This is a genomic window from Micromonospora sediminicola, from assembly GCF_900089585.1.
Taxonomy (GTDB): Bacteria; Actinomycetota; Actinomycetes; order Mycobacteriales; family Micromonosporaceae; genus Micromonospora; species Micromonospora sediminicola.
In genome coordinates this window covers 2636140-2654872 of the sequence record NZ_FLRH01000003.1, presented here as the reverse complement: position 1 = coordinate 2654872, position 18733 = coordinate 2636140, and the positions used below count along the sequence as shown (strand labels likewise).

General features: G+C 75.0%; 13 protein-coding genes. 8 read left to right on the top strand and 5 right to left on the bottom strand.

Going from position 1 to position 18733, the window contains the following annotated elements:
- The first annotated feature begins 558 nt into the window (after window positions 1–558).
- The 5 genes from GA0070622_RS33675 (at window position 559) to GA0070622_RS12960 (ending at window position 8610) form a co-directional block, all read left to right on the top strand.
- Window positions 559–1320, top strand: a complete 762-nt coding sequence (locus GA0070622_RS33675; RefSeq protein WP_091577278.1) for a fibronectin type III domain-containing protein — start codon at window positions 559–561, stop codon at window positions 1318–1320.
- Between the two features lie 145 nt (window positions 1321–1465).
- Window positions 1466–4090 carry a fibronectin type III domain-containing protein gene (locus GA0070622_RS12975; RefSeq protein ID WP_091573542.1) on the top strand — a complete coding sequence of 875 codons (2625 nt, stop codon included), beginning with the start codon at window positions 1466–1468 and terminating at the stop codon, window positions 4088–4090.
- 25 nt (window positions 4091–4115) lie between these two features.
- A complete protein-coding gene (locus tag GA0070622_RS12970) occupies window positions 4116–5111 on the top strand; it encodes an AAA family ATPase (RefSeq protein WP_091573541.1) in 996 nt (331 codons plus the stop codon).
- A gap of 2 nt (window positions 5112–5113) precedes the next feature.
- Window positions 5114–6268 carry a DUF58 domain-containing protein gene (locus GA0070622_RS12965; protein ID WP_091573540.1) on the top strand — a complete coding sequence of 385 codons (1155 nt, stop codon included), beginning with the start codon at window positions 5114–5116 and terminating at the stop codon, window positions 6266–6268.
- Window positions 6244–8610 carry a transglutaminaseTgpA domain-containing protein gene (locus GA0070622_RS12960; RefSeq protein WP_091573539.1) on the top strand — a complete coding sequence of 789 codons (2367 nt, stop codon included), beginning with the start codon at window positions 6244–6246 and terminating at the stop codon, window positions 8608–8610. The genes GA0070622_RS12965 and GA0070622_RS12960 overlap by 25 nt, the downstream gene beginning before the upstream one ends.
- 445 nt (window positions 8611–9055) lie before the next feature.
- On the opposite strand, the gene GA0070622_RS12955 is transcribed toward GA0070622_RS12960, so the two are convergent.
- Entirely contained in the window at window positions 9056–9856 is an 801-nt protein-coding gene (locus GA0070622_RS12955) for an SDR family oxidoreductase (RefSeq protein WP_091573538.1), read from the bottom strand.
- Window position 9857: 1 nt separating this feature from the next.
- Window positions 9858–10838, bottom strand: a complete 981-nt coding sequence (locus GA0070622_RS12950) for an LLM class F420-dependent oxidoreductase (RefSeq protein ID WP_091573537.1) — start codon at window positions 10836–10838, stop codon at window positions 9858–9860.
- A 145-nt stretch (window positions 10839–10983) separates the two neighbouring features.
- Here GA0070622_RS12950 and GA0070622_RS12945 point away from each other — a divergent pair, with 145 nt between their 5' ends.
- The gene (locus GA0070622_RS12945; protein WP_091573536.1) at window positions 10984–12195 is read left to right on the top strand and encodes a low temperature requirement protein A; all 1212 of its coding nucleotides are present in this window, start codon (window positions 10984–10986) and stop codon (window positions 12193–12195) included.
- A 63-nt stretch (window positions 12196–12258) separates the two neighbouring features.
- Window positions 12259–13098, top strand: a complete 840-nt coding sequence (locus GA0070622_RS12940; RefSeq protein WP_091573535.1) for a DUF1028 domain-containing protein — start codon at window positions 12259–12261, stop codon at window positions 13096–13098.
- A gap of 6 nt (window positions 13099–13104) precedes the next feature.
- Here GA0070622_RS12940 and GA0070622_RS12935 read toward each other — a convergent pair whose 3' ends face one another.
- Together GA0070622_RS12935 and GA0070622_RS12930 are read right to left on the bottom strand one after the other, a co-directional pair.
- Window positions 13105–13776, bottom strand: coding sequence for a maleylpyruvate isomerase N-terminal domain-containing protein (locus tag GA0070622_RS12935; protein ID WP_091573534.1), 672 nt, complete (start codon window positions 13774–13776; stop codon window positions 13105–13107).
- 8 nt (window positions 13777–13784) lie between these two features.
- Window positions 13785–14672 carry a phosphatase PAP2 family protein gene (locus tag GA0070622_RS12930; RefSeq protein WP_176710456.1) on the bottom strand — a complete coding sequence of 296 codons (888 nt, stop codon included), beginning with the start codon at window positions 14670–14672 and terminating at the stop codon, window positions 13785–13787.
- An 87-nt stretch (window positions 14673–14759) separates the two neighbouring features.
- On the opposite strand from GA0070622_RS12930, the gene GA0070622_RS12925 reads away from it, so the two are divergent.
- Window positions 14760–15455, top strand: coding sequence for a DUF3159 domain-containing protein (locus GA0070622_RS12925; RefSeq protein ID WP_091573533.1), 696 nt, complete (start codon window positions 14760–14762; stop codon window positions 15453–15455).
- Between the two features lie 288 nt (window positions 15456–15743).
- On the opposite strand, the gene GA0070622_RS12920 is transcribed toward GA0070622_RS12925, so the two are convergent.
- The gene (locus GA0070622_RS12920) at window positions 15744–18641 is read right to left on the bottom strand and encodes a glycoside hydrolase family 48 protein (RefSeq protein ID WP_176710546.1); all 2898 of its coding nucleotides are present in this window, start codon (window positions 18639–18641) and stop codon (window positions 15744–15746) included.
- Between the last annotated feature and the right edge of the window lie 92 nt (window positions 18642–18733).

Here is an 18733-nt window from a genome sequence, read left to right as displayed (position 1 = left end):
CCCGTTCCCGGTGGCCCGGGCTGGGACAGGCCGACCGTCCAGGTGCAGCAGATCGGTCCGCTGCTGCGCGAGGAGGCGGAGCGCGCGGCGACCGCGACAGGTCAGGCCCGCCCGGACGCCCGTCCCACCGGCGGTCCGCCCCCGAACACTCCGCCGGTGGACGCGGCGCGGCTGAGCGCGTTCCCGGTGAGCGCGCCGCCGCGAGGTGACACGCCGGTGAGCGGGCCACCGGCCACTGAGGCGTCGGCGGCCGCACCGTCCGCCGCCGGGCCGGCCGCCCCCATGCCCCCGTCGACCGCGCCACCGGTCCCGCCGGTCGTCGCCCCACCGACCCGTCCGGTGAGCGGGCCGCCGGGGCAACCCGTCAGCGCCCCACCGACCTTCCCGGTCAGCGGACCACCCGGACAACCCGTCAGCGCCCCACCGACCTTCCCGGTCAGCGGACCACCCGGTCACCCGGTCAGCGGGCCTGCCGCGTACCCGGTCAGCGGGATGCCGGTCAGCGCGGCCCCGATCAGCGCCTCACCGGTCAGTGGGTCGCCGGTGCCGCCGTGGGGCATGACCGCTCCACCGTGGAGCAGCGTCGCGCCGCCCCAACCGGTGGACCGGCCGTCCGGCCCGGAGCCCGAGCCGGCCACCGAGCCGGCGCCGGGGCACGGGACGGAGCCGGACGAGCACGAGGAGACGCCGGACGAGGGACGGTCACTGCCGGTCTACGACGGGCTGCTCGACTTCCCCGAGCCGACGCGGCCGGACCACCCCCCGTACCCGGAGCAGCCCGCGTACCCGGAGCAGGGCTCGTGGCCGGAGCAGGGCTCGTGGCCGGCGGTGCCGCCGTCGTTCCACCAGCCGGCCGCGTACCCGCAGGTGGAGGAGCCGGAGTCGGGCGGCCGGAACCGGACGACGCTGGCCCTGCTGGTCAGCGGCGCGGTCCTGGCCGTGGTGGTCGCGGTCGGGGCGGGCGGGGTGTGGCTGAACCGGGACGCGGCGCCGCCGGCGCCGGCGCCGAGCGCGCCGAAGCCGAAGGTGACCGGGCCGCCGCCGGGTGACCTGCGGTTGCGGGACGACACGACCACGATCACGGTGACCTGGACCGACCCGACGAACGGCGCGGTGCCGTTCGTCGTGGCTGGTGGCCAGGCCGGGCAGAAGCTCGGGGTGATGGCCACCGTGGACGCCGGGCAGACCCGGTACACGGTGAACGGGTTGAGCGCGCGGCTGGACTACTGCTTCACCGTGCTGGCGGTCTACTCGACCGATTCGTACGCCACGTCCGGTCAGGTGTGCACGGACCGGAACGGCGGCGCCACGCCGAAGTGAGGGGCCACCGAGGACACGCTCGGTGTCCACAGGGAGACGGTGCGGGTTTCACCGGCTCCTGCCGGCACCTATGATGGCTCCCGGCTCTGGGGAGGGTCGACCACGCGCGGCGCCCTCCCCCACCGACGCGGGGAGGCAGCCGGCAGTGACCACCATCGAGGACGTCACGAGCACCGGGCCGGAGACGGCCCGCCCCCGGTCGCGGACGCGCGGCGGCCTGGTGACCATCGGCACCGTGGCCGCGTTGCTGGCCGCGATGGGGCTGACCGTGCTCGGGCTGGGCGCCGCCGACAACGCGGTGGCCAACTACGACGCGTCCTCCTGGTTGTGGAGCACCACCCGCAGCGAGCTGGCCCGGGTCAACGGTGTCACCGCCCGGGTGGACACCCGGATGGAGGTGCCCGGCGGGCGGCGGCACCAGATGCAGGTCGCCCAGACCGACCGGCTGCTGATCCTGCGCGACCTCAACACCGGCCAGGTCAGCTCGCTGGACCTGGCGACGTTGCAGATCACCGCCAGCACGCCGACCGCGCCGGGGTTCGGGGTCAGCGTGGCGCTGCACGAGGACGCGGCGTTCGTGGTGGACGCGGTGCAGGGCATCGTCCGGCAGCTCGACCCGCGGGCGCTGACGCCGGTGGGCGAGCCGGTCCGCTACCCGCCGGGCATCGCCGGCGGGACGTTCGACGGCGCCGGCAAGCTGTGGATCGCGGTGCCGAGCGAGGGCACCGTCTCGGCGATCACCGCCGCCGACCTGCCGGACACCCCCGGCGCCGCCCCGCCGGCCGGGCTCAGCCCGAAGCGGGTCGAGACCCACGAGGTGGCCGAACCCGCGCACGAGCTGGTCGTGTCCACGCTCGACGAGGGTGTGGCGGTGCTGGACCGCACGTCCGCGTCGCTGGTGACCGTGGTCGGCGGCCGCACGCAGCGGGCCGGGCTGACCATGACCGCGCCGGGCAACCTGCCGCCGCGGACCAGCGGGCCGCAGGTGCCGGTCACCGTTCCCGGTGACCGGTCGGTGCACGTGGTCCGCGACGGCGCCGAGGTGAAGCGGTTCACGGTGCCCGGGACGGGCGCGCGGCTCAGCCCGGCGGTGGCCTGGGCGGGCCGGTTCTACTGCGCCGACGAGAGCACCGGCGCGGTCTACTCGTTCGACGCCGCCGGGCAGCTGGTGGAGACGATCAAGGGTTCCGGCCGGCCCGGCCCGGTGGAGCTGGAGGTCCGGGAGAACCACCTGTTCATCAACCCGCCGGACTCGTCCACCGCCCAGGTGGTCGACGACCGCAACCGGGTCCGCGAGGTGAACAAGTACGCCAACGACGTGCTCGGCGGCGACCCGCCGCCGGTTCCCCCGCCGCCGCCCCCGCCGAAGAAGCCGAAGGTGGGCAAGCCGGGCGCGCCGAAGGCGGTCACCGCCGCCGCGGGCAACGCGTCGGCGCGGGTGAGCTGGCAGGCCGCCGCGTCCAACGGCGCCGAGATCACCCGGTACGTGGTGGAGGGCGGCGGTCAGACCCACCAGGTGGGCGCGAACCAGCGCGCGTTGGAGGTCACCGGTCTGACCAACGGTGAGACGTACACGTTCTCGGTGCACGCGGTGAACGCGAAGGGCGACGGTCCGGCGCGCCGCAGCAACCCGGTCGTGCCGACCGCGGAGGTGCCCGACCCGCCGGCCTCGGTGACCGCCGAGGCCCGCCCGGACGGCACGGTCCGGGTGAGCTGGCCCGAGGCCGACGGCCAGGGCAACACGGTCACGAAGTACGCGGTGACCGCGACCTCGGCCGGCGCGAGCGCCCCGGCCGGCGAGTCGCCGAAGACCGAGCTGGTGGTGCCGGCCGGCGCGCTGGAGTACGGCACCCAGTACGCGTTCACGGTGACCGCGGTCAGCGACCGGGGCGCCGGGTCGAAGGCGTCGCCGGTGAGCAACACGGTGGTGCCGTTCACGGTGCCGAAGGCACCGACCGAGCTGCGCGCGTCCACGGTGGCCGACCAGCCGGGGACGATCGCCGTGGAGTGGTCGCCGGCGGTGGAGAACGGCCGCCCGGTGACGAAGTACGTGGTGGAGGCCGGCGGCAAGACCGTCGAGGTGACCGACGTGCGGGCCACCGTGGGCGGCCTCGGCAACGGCCAGAACGTGACCGTGAAGGTCAAGGCGGTCAACGAGGCCGGCGACGGCCCGGAGGCCAGCACCACCGCGCGTACGGTGGCCCCGCCCCGGATCACGGTGACCGGCTCGTCGGCGGACGCCACCTCGGTGACGGTGACGTTCACCGTGGACGCGGGCGGCGGGCGGGCCACCTGCACGGCGGCGACCGGCGGGAAGACGGCCAGCGGGAGCTGCTCCAGCCTGCGGGTGACCGGGTTGACGCCGGGCACGGCCTACACGGTGACGCTGACCGCGTCCAACGCCGCCGGTAAGGGCACAGCCGACCGCGCCCAGACCACCGACCCGGTCTACGGGATCGCCACCTGCAAGAACGGCCCGGACGGGGACCAGCGGACGTACTGCAACAAGGACGTGCCGGGTCGCAACGGGAACGAGATCTTCAAGGTCACCCAGCAGGACGACGACCGGCAGGCGGGCTGGGTGCCGGACGGCACGCGGCTGCGCACGTACTGCAAGGCCAAGGGCGAGGACGTCGACGCCTGGATCTACAACAACAACAAGCAGAGCACCTGGTGGATCCAGATCGCGTACGAGGGCAAGACGTACATCCCGTGGGCGTGGCTCAACCTGGAGGGCGGCGACAACCTCAACGTGCTGCCCACCTGCTGACCTCGCCCGGACCGAAAGGCACACCGTGAACACGCACGAACCGCTCAGCCAGCCGGAGGTGCAGGGCTTCGCCGCCCTCGCCGCCCGGCTGGCCGACAACGTCAACGCGGTCGTGCTGGGCAAGCCGCAGGTGGTCCGGCTGGCGTTGACCGCGCTGTTCGCGCAGGGGCACGTGCTGCTGGAGGACGTGCCCGGGGTCGGCAAGACCACGCTCGCGCGGGCGGTGGCGGCCACCGTGAAGGGGCAGTGGCGGCGGATCCAGTTCACGCCCGACCTGCTTCCCTCCGACGTGTCCGGTGTGACGATCTTCAACCAGGCCAGCCGCGGTTTCGAGTTCCACCCCGGGCCGGTCTTCGCGAACATCGTCATCGCCGACGAGATCAACCGGGCCTCGCCGAAGACCCAGTCGGCGCTGCTGGAGGTGATGGAGGAACGGACGGTCACCGTGGACGGCGTACGCCACCCGGTGCCGCAGCCGTTCCTGGTGGTGGCCACGCAGAACCCGGTGGAGATGGACGGCACCTACCGGCTGCCCGAGGCACAGCTCGACCGGTTCCTGGTGAAGCTCTCCGTCGGCTACCCGGACGAGGCGGTCGAGGTGGAGGTGCTGCGGGGCGCCACGGTCCGCTCCCCCGACTCACTCACCGCCGTCACCGACACCGCCACCGTCGGTGAGATGGTGAAGATGGCCCGGCGGGTGCACATCGCCGAGCCGCTCTACGCGTACGCGGTGCGGCTGGCCGCGGCCACCCGTACCCACCCGCAGGTGCGGGTCGGGGTCAGCCCGCGCGGGGTGATCGCGTTGACCCGGGCGGCGTGCGCGTACGCGCTGATCGACGGCCGGGGCTGGATCATGCCGGAGGACCTGAAGGCGCTGGTCGAGCCGGTCTTCGCGCACCGCCTGCTGCTCACCCCGGACGCGCAGGTGCGGGGCGTCACGCCGGCCGAGGTGCTGCGCCAGGCGGTGGCCTCGGTGCCGGTGCCGCTGCCGTCCGGCCAGCCCGCCCCGGTGCACGGCTGAGCGTGGGGATCACCGCCCGGGGGATCGGGCTGCTCGTCGCCGCCCTGGTGCTGCTCGGCGTCGGCTTCCGGTACGCGTACCCGGAGCTGACCGTGCTCGGCGCGGCGGCGGCCGTGGCGGTGGGCTACGCCGGGGTGACCGCCGCGTGGCGGCCCCGGTTGACCGTCGAGCGTCGGGCCGACCCGGACCGGGTGGCCCGCGGCGAGCCGGCGGCGATGGAGTTGACGGTGCGCAACACCGGCCGGCTGCGGGCGGCGAACCTGGTGGCCGAGGATCGCTGCGCCGGCGCGCTGGTGCCGGTGCCGCTGCTACGGCTGCGCCCCGGAGGCGACACGGTGGTGCGTTATGCGGTGCCGACGCAGCGCCGGGGAGTGGTGCCGGTCGGGCCGCTGCGGGTCGTCCGCCGTGACCCGCTCGGCCTGGTGGCGCTGGCCCGCGGCTACGGCGACACCGTCCCGGTGTGGGTGCACCCGCGGATCCACCCGCTGTCCGCGGTGCCCACCGGCGCGGGGCGCAGCCTGGACGGGCGCACCGACAGCGTGCCGCACGGCTCCATCACGTTCGACTCGTTGCGGGAGTACGTGGTCGGCGACGAGCTGCGCCGGGTGCACTGGCGGACCAGCGCCCGGGTGGGCGAGCTGATGGTGCGGGAGAACGTGGACACCAGCCTGCCGCGGCTCGTGGTGGTGCTGGACAACCGGTCCGCCGCACACCCGGGACGGGTCGCGGGCGTGGCGGAGTCGTTCGAGTCGGCGTGCGAAGCGGCCGCGTCGGTGGTGGCCGCCGCGGTGCGCGAGGACCTGCCGGTGCGGTTGCTGCTGGTGGCGCCCGCCGAGGCCGAGCCCGCCGGGGCGGCCGGCCCGCTGGACCGCCTCGCCGCGGTCGAGCTGACCGACGGCGACGCGGAGGTGCTTCCGGCGGCGACCGCCCGACTGCGCCGGGACCGGCTCGGCGACACGCTGGTGTTCCTCACCGGGCCGGGCGGCCGCGACGACCTGGGCCACGTCGGCGCGCTGCGCGGCGCGTACCCGTCGGTCGTGGTCGGTGTGTTCGGCGCGACCGGGCCGACGGCGGGCGGCGCGACGGGCCTGGTGGTGCTGGACGCGGGGGACGGCGCGGCGTTCGCCGCCGAGTGGGACGGGATCCGCCGGTGGTGACGCGGCTGCGCGCCGTGCCGGTGCCGGCGGCGCTGGTCGTGCTGGTCGCGCTGTCCGGTGTGGTGCTGGGCCGGGTGTACGCGGACCCGCTGCTGACCCGGCTGATGGTCGGCGCGGCGGTCGGCTCGGTGCTGGTCAGCGTGGCCGCCCGGCGACTGCCGTCCTGGTTGGTGGCGCCCCTGTCGGTGGCCGCACTGACCGGCTGGACGCTGCTGTCGCTGCGGCTGGCCGCCAGTCACGCGGCGCTGCCCGGCGGGCTCGGCGAGGTGGCCGTGGACGCCGCGCGCAACGCCATCCCCCGGCTGCTCACCGCGATGATCCCGGTCGAGCCGGCGCCGGACACCGTGCTGGTCCCGGTGGTGGCCGCCTGGCTGGCCGGGCTGACCGCCGCCGAGGTGGCGCTGCGGGCCGGGCGGGTGCTGCTGGGCTACCTGCCGCCGGTGCTGCTCTACGGAGGCGTGCTCTACGTGGTGGGGCCGAACGCGGAGCCGGCGGTCGGGCCGACGGTGCTGTTCGCGGCCGTCGCCGCCGCCGGCCTGGCCATACCGGGCCGGCGGGCCGACCCGGCCGCCGGCGATCCGGTGGACGACCTCCCCCCGACGGTACGCGCGGCGGTGCGGCTGCGACTGGTCGCCGCGACCGCCGCCGGGCTGGCCGTGGTGGTGGGGCTCGCCGCGCTGCTCGCACCGGTGGTGGCCGGTCAGGTGGAGGACCGTCCGGTCGATCCGCGCCGCTACGTGGAGCCGCCGCAGGTCGAGTCGCTGGACGAGAACCCGCTGATCCGGATCTCGGGCTGGGCGTTGAACCCGGACCAGCGGCTGCTCGACGTGCGTACCCTCGCCGGCGCGGGCGACGGCGGGCCGCCGCGGATCCGGCTGGCGGTGCTCAGCGACTACGACGGGGTGACCTGGCGGGTCGGGGCCACCTATCGCAACGCGGGGCGGGTCCTGCCCGCCGCCGAGTCGGCGCCCGGCGCGACCACCGACACGGTCCGCCAGGAGATCACGGTGGGCGACCTGACCGGGCGGCTGCTGCCGGCGGTGCCCACGCCACGCGAGGTGACCGGCGCGCGGGTGGCCTACGACCCGGAGACCGGCACGGTGATCCGGCCGGAAGGGCTGGCCCCGGGGCTGCGGTACGACGTGTCCTCGGTGCGGGAGCGCCCGGACCTGAACCTGGTCACCACCGCGAACGTGCCGGCCGGCGACGCGGTGGCCCGGGTGCTGCGGGTGCCGGACGGCGCGCCGGAGCAGCTGCGGCGGCTGGCCACCCAGCTCGCCGAGGAGAACGGCGCCCCGTACGCGCGGGCCGACGCGATCGCCACGTTCCTCGCCGAGCACTACCGGGTCACCGCCGACGCCCCGAGCGGGCACGCCTACCCCAATCTGACGTTCTTCCTGTTCGGGCCGCGCAACGGCGGCGGGCAGCGGGGCACGTCGGAGCAGTTCGCCGCCGCGTTCGCGGTGCTCGGCCGACTCGCCGGTCTGCCCACCCGGGTGGTGGTCGGGTTCGAACCGAAGGCCGACGGGCCGGTGCGGGCCGCCGACGCGTACGCCTGGCCGGAGGTGCTGTTCGAGGGCGTCGGCTGGGTGCCGTTCGATCCGATGCCGCGCCCGGACTCCGAGCCCCGCCCGGTGGAGGAGGACTTCCGGCCGAAGCCGGAGGACCCGCCGCCGTCGGAGGTGCCGGCGCCGACCGAGGAGCCCTCCGCCACTCCCCCGGCCGCCGCGCCCGCGCCGGGCCGGCAGGACCGGGGCCCGGGTACGCCGGTGCTGGTCGCCGGTGGCGTCGGTGGCCTGGTGCTGCTGGTCGGTGCGGTGCTGGCGGTCCTGGCCGCGATGCGCCGCCGGCTGAGCCGGTCCCGGCTGGAGCGGGGCGACCCCGGCCGGCGGGTGACCGGCGCCTGGCGGGAGCTGACCGACGCGCTGCGGCTGGCCGGCCGGCCCGTGGGCGACGACCTGGCGGCGGAGGAGGTCGCCGAGCAGGCCCGGGCCACGCTCGCGGCGGCCCGGGCTTCGGGTCCGCCGACGGCCGGCGCGGCGGTTAGCGGCGCGGGCGTGAGCGGTGCGGGCGTGAGCGGCGCGGGCGTGAGCGGTGCGGGCGTGAGCGGCGCAGGCGTGAGCGGCGCAGCCTGGCCGGACGGCGGTGTGGACGGCGGGGTGGGCGAGCTGGCGGACCTGGTGAACCGGGTCGCCTTCGCGCCGGGCAGTGTCGACGCGGCGCAGGCCGACCGGGCGGTGGAGGTGTGCACCGGCTACATCACGGCGTTGCGCGCGGCCCGGTCCCGGTGGGCGCGGCTGCGATGGACGGTGCACCCGGGTCCGCTGCGCTGGCGCCGCTGACGGACCGCCCGGGCACGTGCCGGCGCGAGCGGCAGGGTGCGGGGTGACGGCAAGCGTCGCGGACGCCTTTCGAGCTGATATCAGTAACGACTCACCCCTGCCGGACGGCGTCACGTCGATGCCCACAGCGCCCGCCCGTGCCCGCCGCGATCTCGACCGACTCACCCCTGCCGGACGGCGTCGCGTCGATGCCCACGGCGCGCGCCCGTGCCGGCCGACGATCTCGGCGGCTCGGGATCCGCACGGCCTTGGGCCGCCTCGGCGCGATATCACCAACGACTCAGCTCGAAAGGCAGCGCCACGAGACACGGGCCGGGGCGGCACCGGCGGCACCGGCGGCACCGGCACGATTCCGCCGGGACCGGCGACCGGTTCCGGCGGCACTGGGAGGCCGCGCCGGCACCGGCAGACCGCACATGACCCGGGACGCGCGCCGGCACCTCGGTCAGCGATCGGCGGCGCGCAGCTTGCGGACGAGCTTGCGCAGCCCGGCCTGCCAGCCGTCCGGGTCCTCGGCCCGGCGGCGGGCGTAGTCGGCCACCTCCGGGTGGGGCAGGATCAGGAACCGTTCCTCGGCCAGCCCGGCGACGACGGTGTCGGCGACCTGGTCCGGGGTGAGGATCGCGCCGGACGCGGCGATCACCCGGGCGCCCAGGTGCCCCTCGGCGAGACCGTCGGCGAGCATCGGCGTGTCCACGCCCTGCGGGCAGAGCGCGCTGACCCGGATGCCGGCGTCGCGGTAGGTGATGGCCAGCCACTCGGCGAAGCCGACCGCCGCGTGCTTGGTGGCGGTGTACGGGGCGTCTCCGACCGCGGTCAGCACCCCGGCGGCCGAACAGGTGAGCAGCAGGTGGCCCTGCCCCCGGCGCAGCATGCCGGGCAGCACGGCCCGGGCGCTGTGCAGGTGACCGAGCACGTTCACCCGCCAGGCCCGGTCCCAGTCGGCGTCCGGCGCGTCGATGCCGCCGCCGGTGGCCACGCCGGCATTCGCGCAGAACAGGTCGATCCGGCCGTGGCGGCGCTCGGTCTCGTCGACCAGCGCGCGTACCGCCGCCTCGTCGGTGACGTCGAGTGCGACCCCGGACGCCACCGGGCCGATCGCCTCGGCCGCCGCGCGGGCCGCGTCGGCGGCCAGGTCGGCCAGCACGACGGCGGCGGCGCCCTCGGCGGCGAACCGCCGGCCCAGCGCCGCGCCGATCCCGCCGGCCCCACCGGTGATCACGACCACCCGGTCGGTCAGGTTCATCTCAGGCCACCTCCGTCGCGTCGACGCCGAGCCGGGGCAGCAGACCGGCCCAGGCGTCCGCGCCGCCCTCGGTCGTCTCCGGGGTGGGCAGCACCGCCAGCACCGGCACGTCAACGCCGTGCGCGGCGTACCGGCGGGCGCCGGCCACGCACTGCTCGGGCGAGCCGTGCAGCACGAGCGCGTCGACCACCTCGTCCGGGACCGCGGCGGCGGCGCCCCGGCGGTCCCCCGCCTCCCACGCCCGCCACATCGGGCCCAGCGTCTCCTGCCGACCCAGCCAGCGGTGGAAGGCGGCGTACGCGGGCACGGTGAGGTAGCCGGTGATCAGGCGGCGGCCCAGGGCGCGGGCGTACCCGGCGTCCTCGGTGGGGCAGACGAAGATCCGCGCGGCGACCTCGAAGCCGGGACGGCGCTCGCCCAGCTCGGCGACGGCGGTCGGCACGTCCTCGGCGGCGAGCCAGTTGAGGATCACCCCGTCGGCCTCGGCGGCGGCGAGTCGCAGCATGCCGGGGCGCAGCGCGGCCAGCAGGACCGGCGGCGGCACGGCCGGCGGACGCTCCAGCGTGAACCGCCGGACCGCGAACGTGTCGAACGCCCCGTCGACGGTCTCGCCGCGCAACGCGGCCCGCAGGAAGCGCAGCACGTCCCGGGTCCGCTTGAACGGCTCGTCGTACGCCACCGCGTTCCAGTCCCGCACCACCACCGGCGACGAGGCGCCGACGCCGAGCGCGAACCGGCCCGGCGCGGCCTCGGCCAGGGCGGCGGCGCTCATCGCGAGCAGCCCCGGGCCCCGGGTGAAGGCCGGGGTGATCGCGGTGCCGAGGCGGAGCCGGGGCGCCCAGGCGGCGGCGAGCGCGAGCGGGGTGAACGCGTCGGTCCCGGCCACCTCCGACGACCAGACGTCGGTGAACCCGGCGTGGTCGAGGGCCGCGTAGACGGCGGCGTGGTCGGCGAGCGGGATGCCGCCCAGCGGTACGGTCATACCCCATCGGTTCGTCACCTGTCGATCGTGCCCGTCCACCACCGCCGGGAGCAAGATCCTCCACCGATACGACCGATCCGCACCATGACGCCCGGAAAGAGTGTTACGACTGCCGGGTGAGCGGGATCGGGGACGGGAGACGACGGTGAAGGTCGCCGAGCCCGCCGCGCTGCGCGCGACCGACGGTGACGGGGGCCGGGCGACCTTCCTGGAACTCTTCTTCGACCTGGTCTACGTGTTCGCGCTGACCCGGATCTCCGCACGCGCCTTCGAGGACCTGGCGCTGGAGGGCGGCCAGACGAACTGGTCCGCGGTGACCGGTGGCGGCAAGACGCTGCTGCTGCTGTTCGCGCTCTGGGCGGTCTGGCAGGGCACGGCGTGGACGACCAGCCGGTACGACCCGTACCACCTGTGGTTGCAGATCATCGTGATCACCGCGCTGCTCTCGGCGATGGTGATGGGGGTGGCGATCCCCCGCGCGTTCAGCGAGAACGGCCTGCCGTTCGCCGTCGCGTACGTGGTGGCGCAGGTGAGCCGGCCCGCGATCCTCATGCTCGTGCTGCGCAAGCTCCAGTACCGCCGGTTGAAGCTGCGCATGTTGATCACGTTCTGCGCCACGGGCGTGCTCTGGCTCGCCGGCGCGGTGCTGCCGGTCGACGCCCGGGTGGTGCTCTGGACGCTCGCGCTGCTGGTGGAATACCTGGCCGCCCGGTTCGGCTGGCCGGTGCCCGGCCTGGGCCGCTCGACGCTCTCCCGGTGGGACATCCACGGCGAGCACCTGTCCGAGCGCTACCAGCAGTTCTTCCTGGTCGCGCTCGGCGAGACGATCCTGCTCGCCGGTTGGACGTTCACCGGCGTGCCGACCCAGCCGACCACCGTCGCGGCGTTCGCGTTCGCGCTGGCCACCTCGATCCTGCTGTGGCGGATCTACGTGCAGCGGGCCGGGCAGATCCTCGGCGAGGCGGTGACAAGGGCCGCGCACCCGGCCACCATCGGCCGTTCCGCCGCCGACACCCACCTGGTCATGGTGATCGGCGTGGTGGCCACCGCGATCGGTTACGAGTTGGTCATCGAACACCCGACCGGGCACAACGAGTTGCCCTGGCTGGCCATGATCCTGGGCGGCCCGGCGCTGTTCCTCGCCGGCCGGGCCCGGTTCGAGTACGAGGTGTTCGGCCGCGTGTCCCCGTCCCGGCTGGTGGCGATCGCCGCGTTGCTGCTGCCCGTGCCGTTGTTGCTGCGGACCGCGCCGCTGGTCGCGGCGAGCGTCGCGGTCGTGGTGCTGGTGGCGGTCGCGGTGGCCGACGCCCGGCGCGCCTGGGGCCGGCCGCCGGAGGCCGCCGCGCCGCCGTTCTGACCGTCGCCCACGCGCTTCGGTCGGTGCGGGACGACGCCCCCACCCGCGGGCTACGATCCGCGCGTGACCTTCTCGCTCGTCGCCCGATCCGCCGACGGGCAGCTCTACGGCGTGGCCGTGGCCAGCCGGTTCCTCGCCGCCGGGGCGTTGGTGCCGGCCGCCGAGGCGCAGGTCGGGGCGGTGGCCACGCAGGCGCACGCCAACCTCGCCTACCGGGCGCAGGCGCTCGCCCTGCTGCGCACCGGCGTCCCCGCCGTGGACGTGGTGGCCGGTCTGGTGGCCGCCGACCCGGGACGCGACGACCGGCAGCTCGGCGTGGTCGGGGCGACCGGCGTCGGGGCCACCTGGACCGGGCCGCGCTGCCACCCGTGGGCCGGCGGTCAGGCCGGCGACGGGTGGGCCGCGCAGGGAAACATCCTGACCGGCCCGCAGGTGATCGACGCGCTGCGCGACGCCTGGCTCACCGACACCGACCTGCCGTTCCCGCAGCGGTTGTTCGCCGCGCTCACCGCCGGCGACCGGGCCGGCGGCGACCGACGCGGCCGGCAGAGCGCCGCCCTGCTCGTCGTGCAGCGGCACGGCGGCTACGCGGGCACCGGCGACGAACTGGTCGACCTGCGGGTGGACGACCACCCGGACCCGGTCGCCGAGCTGGGTCGCCTGCTCGGCATCCACACCATGATCTTCGGTCGCCCCGACCCGGCCACCCTGCGCGACCTGACCGGCCCGCTCGCCGTCGAGGTGGCGGACCTGCTCGCCGCCGCCGGTCACCCGGTCGGCCCGGCGGGCCTGGACGACGCGCTCGCCGCCTGGTCCGGCCTGGAGAACCTGGAGGAACGGTTCGTGCCCGGCCGGATCGATCCGATCGTGCTGGAGCACCTGCGGCGTGCCGCGTCGGCCTGACCGGCGTCAGCCGCCGAACGCCAGCCGGCGGATGCCGGCCTCCGCCAGCGCCGTCCGCTCGGCGTCGGTCACCGGCAGCCGGCCGGTGGCCTTGCGCAGCACGGTGAGCGCGTCCCAGCCGAGCCGGGCCGGCACCGGCCGCCCGCCGGTGAGCACGTCGACGACCACGGCCGCCGCGGCCGGCGTGGTCCAGGGCGACCGGTCGAGCGCGTCGGCCAGGTCCAGGCCGTGCACCGCGACCTCCACCACCCGGGTACGCAGGAACTCGCCCACCGCCATCGCGTCACCGTGCCGGGTCCGCACCACCCGGCCGACGGGCGCGTCGGCCACCGCCGTGTCGGTGGCCCGCCAGGCCCGGCCGAACTCCCGCGCCACCTCGGTCACGTCGGGCAGCTCCCGGGCGGCCCGCCGCGCCCCGTCGATCCGCTCCCGGTCGACCGGCGGGCTGAACTTGGCCGCGCCGAAGTAGCCGGCCGCGTCCACCTCAGCGCGCGGTGGCGCGGGCTCGGCGAGCATCCCGGCGAGCCGGCCGGCCCCGGTGCCCACGTGCGCGAGCAGGTCCCGCACCAGCCAGGGCGGGCACGGTGTGGGCCGGTCCAGCGCCGCCTCGTCGAGGCCGTGCAGCACCCGCTCCAGCCGGGCGCACTCGTCCCGGAACGCCGCCCGTGCCGGTTCCACCGGCGTACTCAGCCCTTCCACCGGGGCACCAGCCGGTGCACCACGGCGAGCACCAACGCGGCCACCACGGCGATCGTGCCGGCGATGCCGGCCGCGCTGCCCGCGTACCCGATGAAGAGCGGACGGCGGCCGAGTTCCTCGACGGCGACGGTGGAACGGTCGACCAACCAGGACAGCGCCAGCGCGGAGCCCAGCAGGGCCACCGCGCCGGCGACGCCGAGCACGGCGGCGCCCAGCCGGTGCGCGTCGCCCGGCTCCACCACCGCCTGTTCCCGCTGGAAGAACAGCAGCACCAGCCCGGCCGCCGCGGCCCACGCGCCCACCACCAGGTACGCGGCGACCGCGTCACTGGGCCGGTGCCAGCCGGCGGAGAGCGTGGCGACCCCGGCGGCGGCCGCGTACCCGGCGCCGAGGAACGCGCCGGCCACCCGCACCTGCCGCGGCAGCACCAGGATCAGCGCGATCGCCACCGACGCCGCCACCGCGGTGTGCCCGCTGGGCAGGCTGTTGCCGGCGGCGGCCCGTTCCGGGTCGACACCGAAGTCCGGTCGGGTCAGGTAGTACTTGAGCAGCTGGGTGCTCACGTTCGCCCCGGCGATGAGCAGTGTGGCGGTGACCGCGAGCGCCTTGCGGCCACGGATCAACGCGATGAAGCCGATCACCGCGGTCGCGACCAGCAGCGACACCACCGACATGGCGTTGAGGAGCGTGTCCACCGGACCGTCGATGCGGTCCTGGCCGATCCGGTTGCCGGTCAACGCGACCGTGTCCAGCCACTGGCCCAGCTCGCTGTGCACGGCGAACCGCCACACCAGCACGAACATCGCTGTCTGGGTCAGGGCCAGTACGACCAACCAGACCGCCGTCCAACCCCTCGCCGTCTCCCGCACCCGCACAACTTAGCGGTCGGCCCGGTCCGGCGCGCGCGGGAGCGCCCCGGATCCCGGCGTAGGTTGAGGCGGGGCGATCGGAGGAGGTGGCAGGTGACCGGCGGACCGGAACGGGAACGGCCCGCCGAGCCGCGCCCGGAGTCGCTGGCCGACCTGCTCGGCGGGCGGCGGGGCGCGGTGGACGCGACGCTGCCCCCGCTCGCGTTCGGGCTCGGCTGGGTGCTCGGCGGGCTGTGGGGAGGCGTGCTCGCCGCGGTGCTGACCGGCGCCGCCGTGGCCGGTTGGCGGTGGCGGCGCGGCGACCGCCCGCGCTCGGTCCTGATCGGTCTGCTCGCGGTCTGCGTGGCCGCGCTGATCGCGGTGCGCACCGGCCGGGCCGCCGACTTCTTCCTGCTCCAGATCGCCTCCAACGCGGCCAGCGCGCTGGCCTGGGCGGTCAGCATCGTGGTGCGCTGGCCACTGCTCGGCGTGGTGGTCGGGGTGGCGTTGCGCCAGCGGGCCCGGTGGCGCCGCGACCCGGCGCTGCTGCGGGCGTACGGCCGGGGCAGCTGGGTGTGGACGGCCACCTACGTGCTGCGGGTGGCGGTCTTCGTGCCGCTCTGGTTGGACGGGCGGGTGGTGGCGTTGACCGTGACGCGGGCGGCGCTGACCTGGCCGCTGATCGCGGCGGCGCTGGCCGCGAGCTGGGTGGTGGTCAGCCGGTCGCTGCCGCCCGGACACCCGGGACCACGACACCCGCTGGTCGCGCCCGATCCGGACGGGGAGCCGGCGACGGCCCCGGAAAAGTAGTGGAGAGGCCGCCACGGGGGGAGCGGCCTCTCCGTGAAATACGTTACTCCGTCCGCGCCACGGATGTGATCCCGTGGAGCGCTGATTTTTCCGTGCCTTTTCGCGCCATGGGTGGTCCCCGGGCGGAGTGGTGGGCCGGTCCGTCCGCTGCGTCGTCCGGACGGCCGGCCCACCCGGCCTGACCGTGGGCGTCAGGCCGTCCGCCGACCCGGCCGCTCCGTTCCCCCATCGGCCGGGGCGGCCTCCTCCGTGGGCGGGGCGGACCCCGCCCACGGAGGAGGGGTCATCTCATCCCTGCGGGAAGTAGGTGCCGTAGTCGGCGTACGCCATCGCGACGTCCGCCTGGGCCCAGAACCGGTGGTAGTTGAAGACCGGCTCCGCGCCGCCGTCCAGGTACGCCTGCACCTTGGGCCAGTCCGGGTCGTTCTTGTAGAACGACCGGATGTCCAGGAAGCTCTTGCCGCTGGCGATCGCGTCGCCGTTGGGCATCTTCCCGGTCCAGCCGGAGGGCACGTAGAGGCCCTGCCCGTCGGCGGCGTTGTAGACGTCGTCGAAGCGCTTGTAGTCGCCGCGCTTCTCCGGCATCGAGACGCCCTTGCTGTCGGCGGCCGCCGACAGCGCGTCCAGCAGACCCTTGGCGGTGGTCTTCGCCGCGGTGTTGCCGGACTTGGCCGCGTACGCGATGAGCGTGCGGGCGTAGGCGGCGGCGACGCCGACGTCCTGGCCCTTGACCGTCACCTCGACGTGCAGGTTGGTGTTCGGCTGCGGGCTGGTCGGGTTCCAGTTGGCCGGCTGGCCGGTCCACTTCATGTCCGACGGGATCGACCAGTTGGCGCCGGTCGTGGTGTTGGCGATCGCCCACGGCACCCACTTGTCCAGCAGCGCCTTGGCCTTGGCGTTGCCGGTCTGCAGGTACAGCTCGGCGATGCGCTGCATCGACCAGGCCTGCATGCCGAACCACTGGTTGGACGGCGGGTCGTTGTAGACCGGGTCGACGTCGTAGAACATGCCGTAGAAGGTGGCGGTGCCGGCCGGCGGCTGGGCGTAGCTGCCGTCCCAGCTGTTGGTGGCGCCACCGGCGATGCCGCCCTCGGCGGACTGCAGCCAGGTGTAGAACTCCAGCTGCCGGTCCAGGCTCTTCTGCCAGTCGGAGACCGCGGTCGGCGACTTCGGCTTCAGCTCGGCGACGTTGGTCATCGCCCATGCCGCGAACGGGTTCTGGTAGCCGAAGTGGTTGTGGCTGGAGCCGATCCGCCACGACCAGTTCTGCGAGGCGTCGTACGCGCCACCCCAGGCGTAGTACCAGGAGAGCAGGTAGTGCGCCGAGTCGCGGCCGCTGCCGGCCGGGCAGGTGGACGCCCCGACGCAGTTGCCGATCTTCTTGAAGTACTTGTCGAACAACGCGTAGCGCAGGTAGTCGCCCATCTTCGCGGCCTTGGCCACGGTGGCCGCCACGTCGGCCTCCTTGCCCTGCGCCTTGGCCCAGGTCAGCGCCCAGTAGGCGGCCTGCACGGCCCGGGCGTCGGCGTCCGGCGCGTTGGTGTACTTCCACTGCTTGGCCGGGGCGCTGGACTCCTTGACGAACAGGTCCAGGTAACCGTTCGGACCGCCGTGCTTGAACGTGTCGCAGGACGGCTGCGGCACGGTCTCCCACACCGACTCCTGGGTGCCCCGCTGGAACGTGTTGATGTACGCGGGCTTGGTGGTGCCGTCGCCGCAGCGGCCGAAGCCGTAGGTGTTGTCCACGTCGAGCAGCCAGTGCATGCCGTAGATGTCACCGGTGCCGTAGGTGGACTGCAGCTCCGAGCGCAGCGGGTCCTGGCCGACCGGGACGCTGGCCTCCAGCGCCGACGGGTACTGGCTGGGCAGGTTGTGCTCGGCCGCGTACTGCGGGGTGCCCGGCGCGCCCGCCGTGGCCTGGTCCGCGTGGCTGGGGATGATGTACTTCTCCATCACGGTCCAGGCGTTGTTGAACGGGGCCCAGTTCTGGGTGACCCGGCCGTACTGCGCCTCCAGCCAGAGCCAGAAGCTGAACGCCTCGGACGTGGTCTCGTGCCCGTGGTCGGGCGCCTCGACGATCAGCGTCTCGATCGAGTGGTACGGCACGCCCTCGGGGCTGAAGTAGCCCGAGTTCTTGATCTTGCCGTACTGGTCGAGGAACTTCTTGATGTAGGCGTTGTCGCCGCCCGGGGTGTCGTTGTCGACCTCGGTGGCGACCACCGCGACCGGGGCGAAGCCGGTGGCCGACGCGGTCACCGTGGCGGTGCCGCCGGCGGTGTCGGCGTCCTCCGCGGCGGAGACGGTGGCGGTGACGCCGGTGCTCCAGTTGCTCGGGGTGAGCGTCAGCGTGGCCGGCGAGACGGTGATGTCGCTGTCCCCGGTGACGGCGAGGGTCACCGGGACGTTGGCGCTGGGCGCCGCGCTGAGGGTGTACCGCACCGTGGCGCTGCCGCCCTCCTCGACGCTCACCGCCGACGGGGTGGCGACCAGCTTCGGCCCGGTGGCCGCGCTGACCGTGAACGACTTCTCCGCGGTCGCGCTGCCGCCGGCGTTGTCGTACGCCTTGGCCTGCACCGTGTAGCTGCCGGCCGGCAGGTCGAGCAGGTCGTAGCCGTACGGCGCGGTGGTGTCGGTGTTGACCAGCAGGCCGTTGCGGTAGAACTCGACCTTGCTGATGGTCCCGTCGGGGTCGCTGGCGGTCGCGGTCAGCGGGACGTCCGCCGGCGCCTCGAACGGGCCGGCCGGCACGCCGAGGGAGACCGTCGGCGGCTGGTTGGTGGTGGCGCCGTTGCAGGCGACACCGTTGAGCGTGAAGGCGGTGGGCTTCGGGTTGCTGCCGCTGTAGCTGCCGTTGAAGCCGATGCTGGTGGACGCGCCGGTGGGCAGGCTGCCGTTCCACGACTCGTTGGTCGCGGTGACCTCGCTGCCGGACTGGCTCCACTTCGCCGACCAGCCCTGGGTGACCCGCTGGCTGCTGTTCGGGAAGGCGAACTTCAGCGACCAGTTGTTCAGGGCGTCACCCAGGTTCTTGATGGTGACGGTGGCGGTGAAGCCGGTGCTCCAGTCGCTGGTCGCGTAGGTCACGTCGCAGGCCGGTGCGGCCTGCGCGGAGCTCGCGGGCAGGGCCACCCCGCCGATGGCGAGGGCGGTGGCGGCGACCATCGCCGTACGGCGACGTCTGGCCAGAAGTCTCATGTGGGCGGTGTCTCCTCGGACCGGGCCGGGACCGGGGTCCCGGCGGGGCGCCTCCACGCGTCGACGGGCGTACGCGGGGGGAC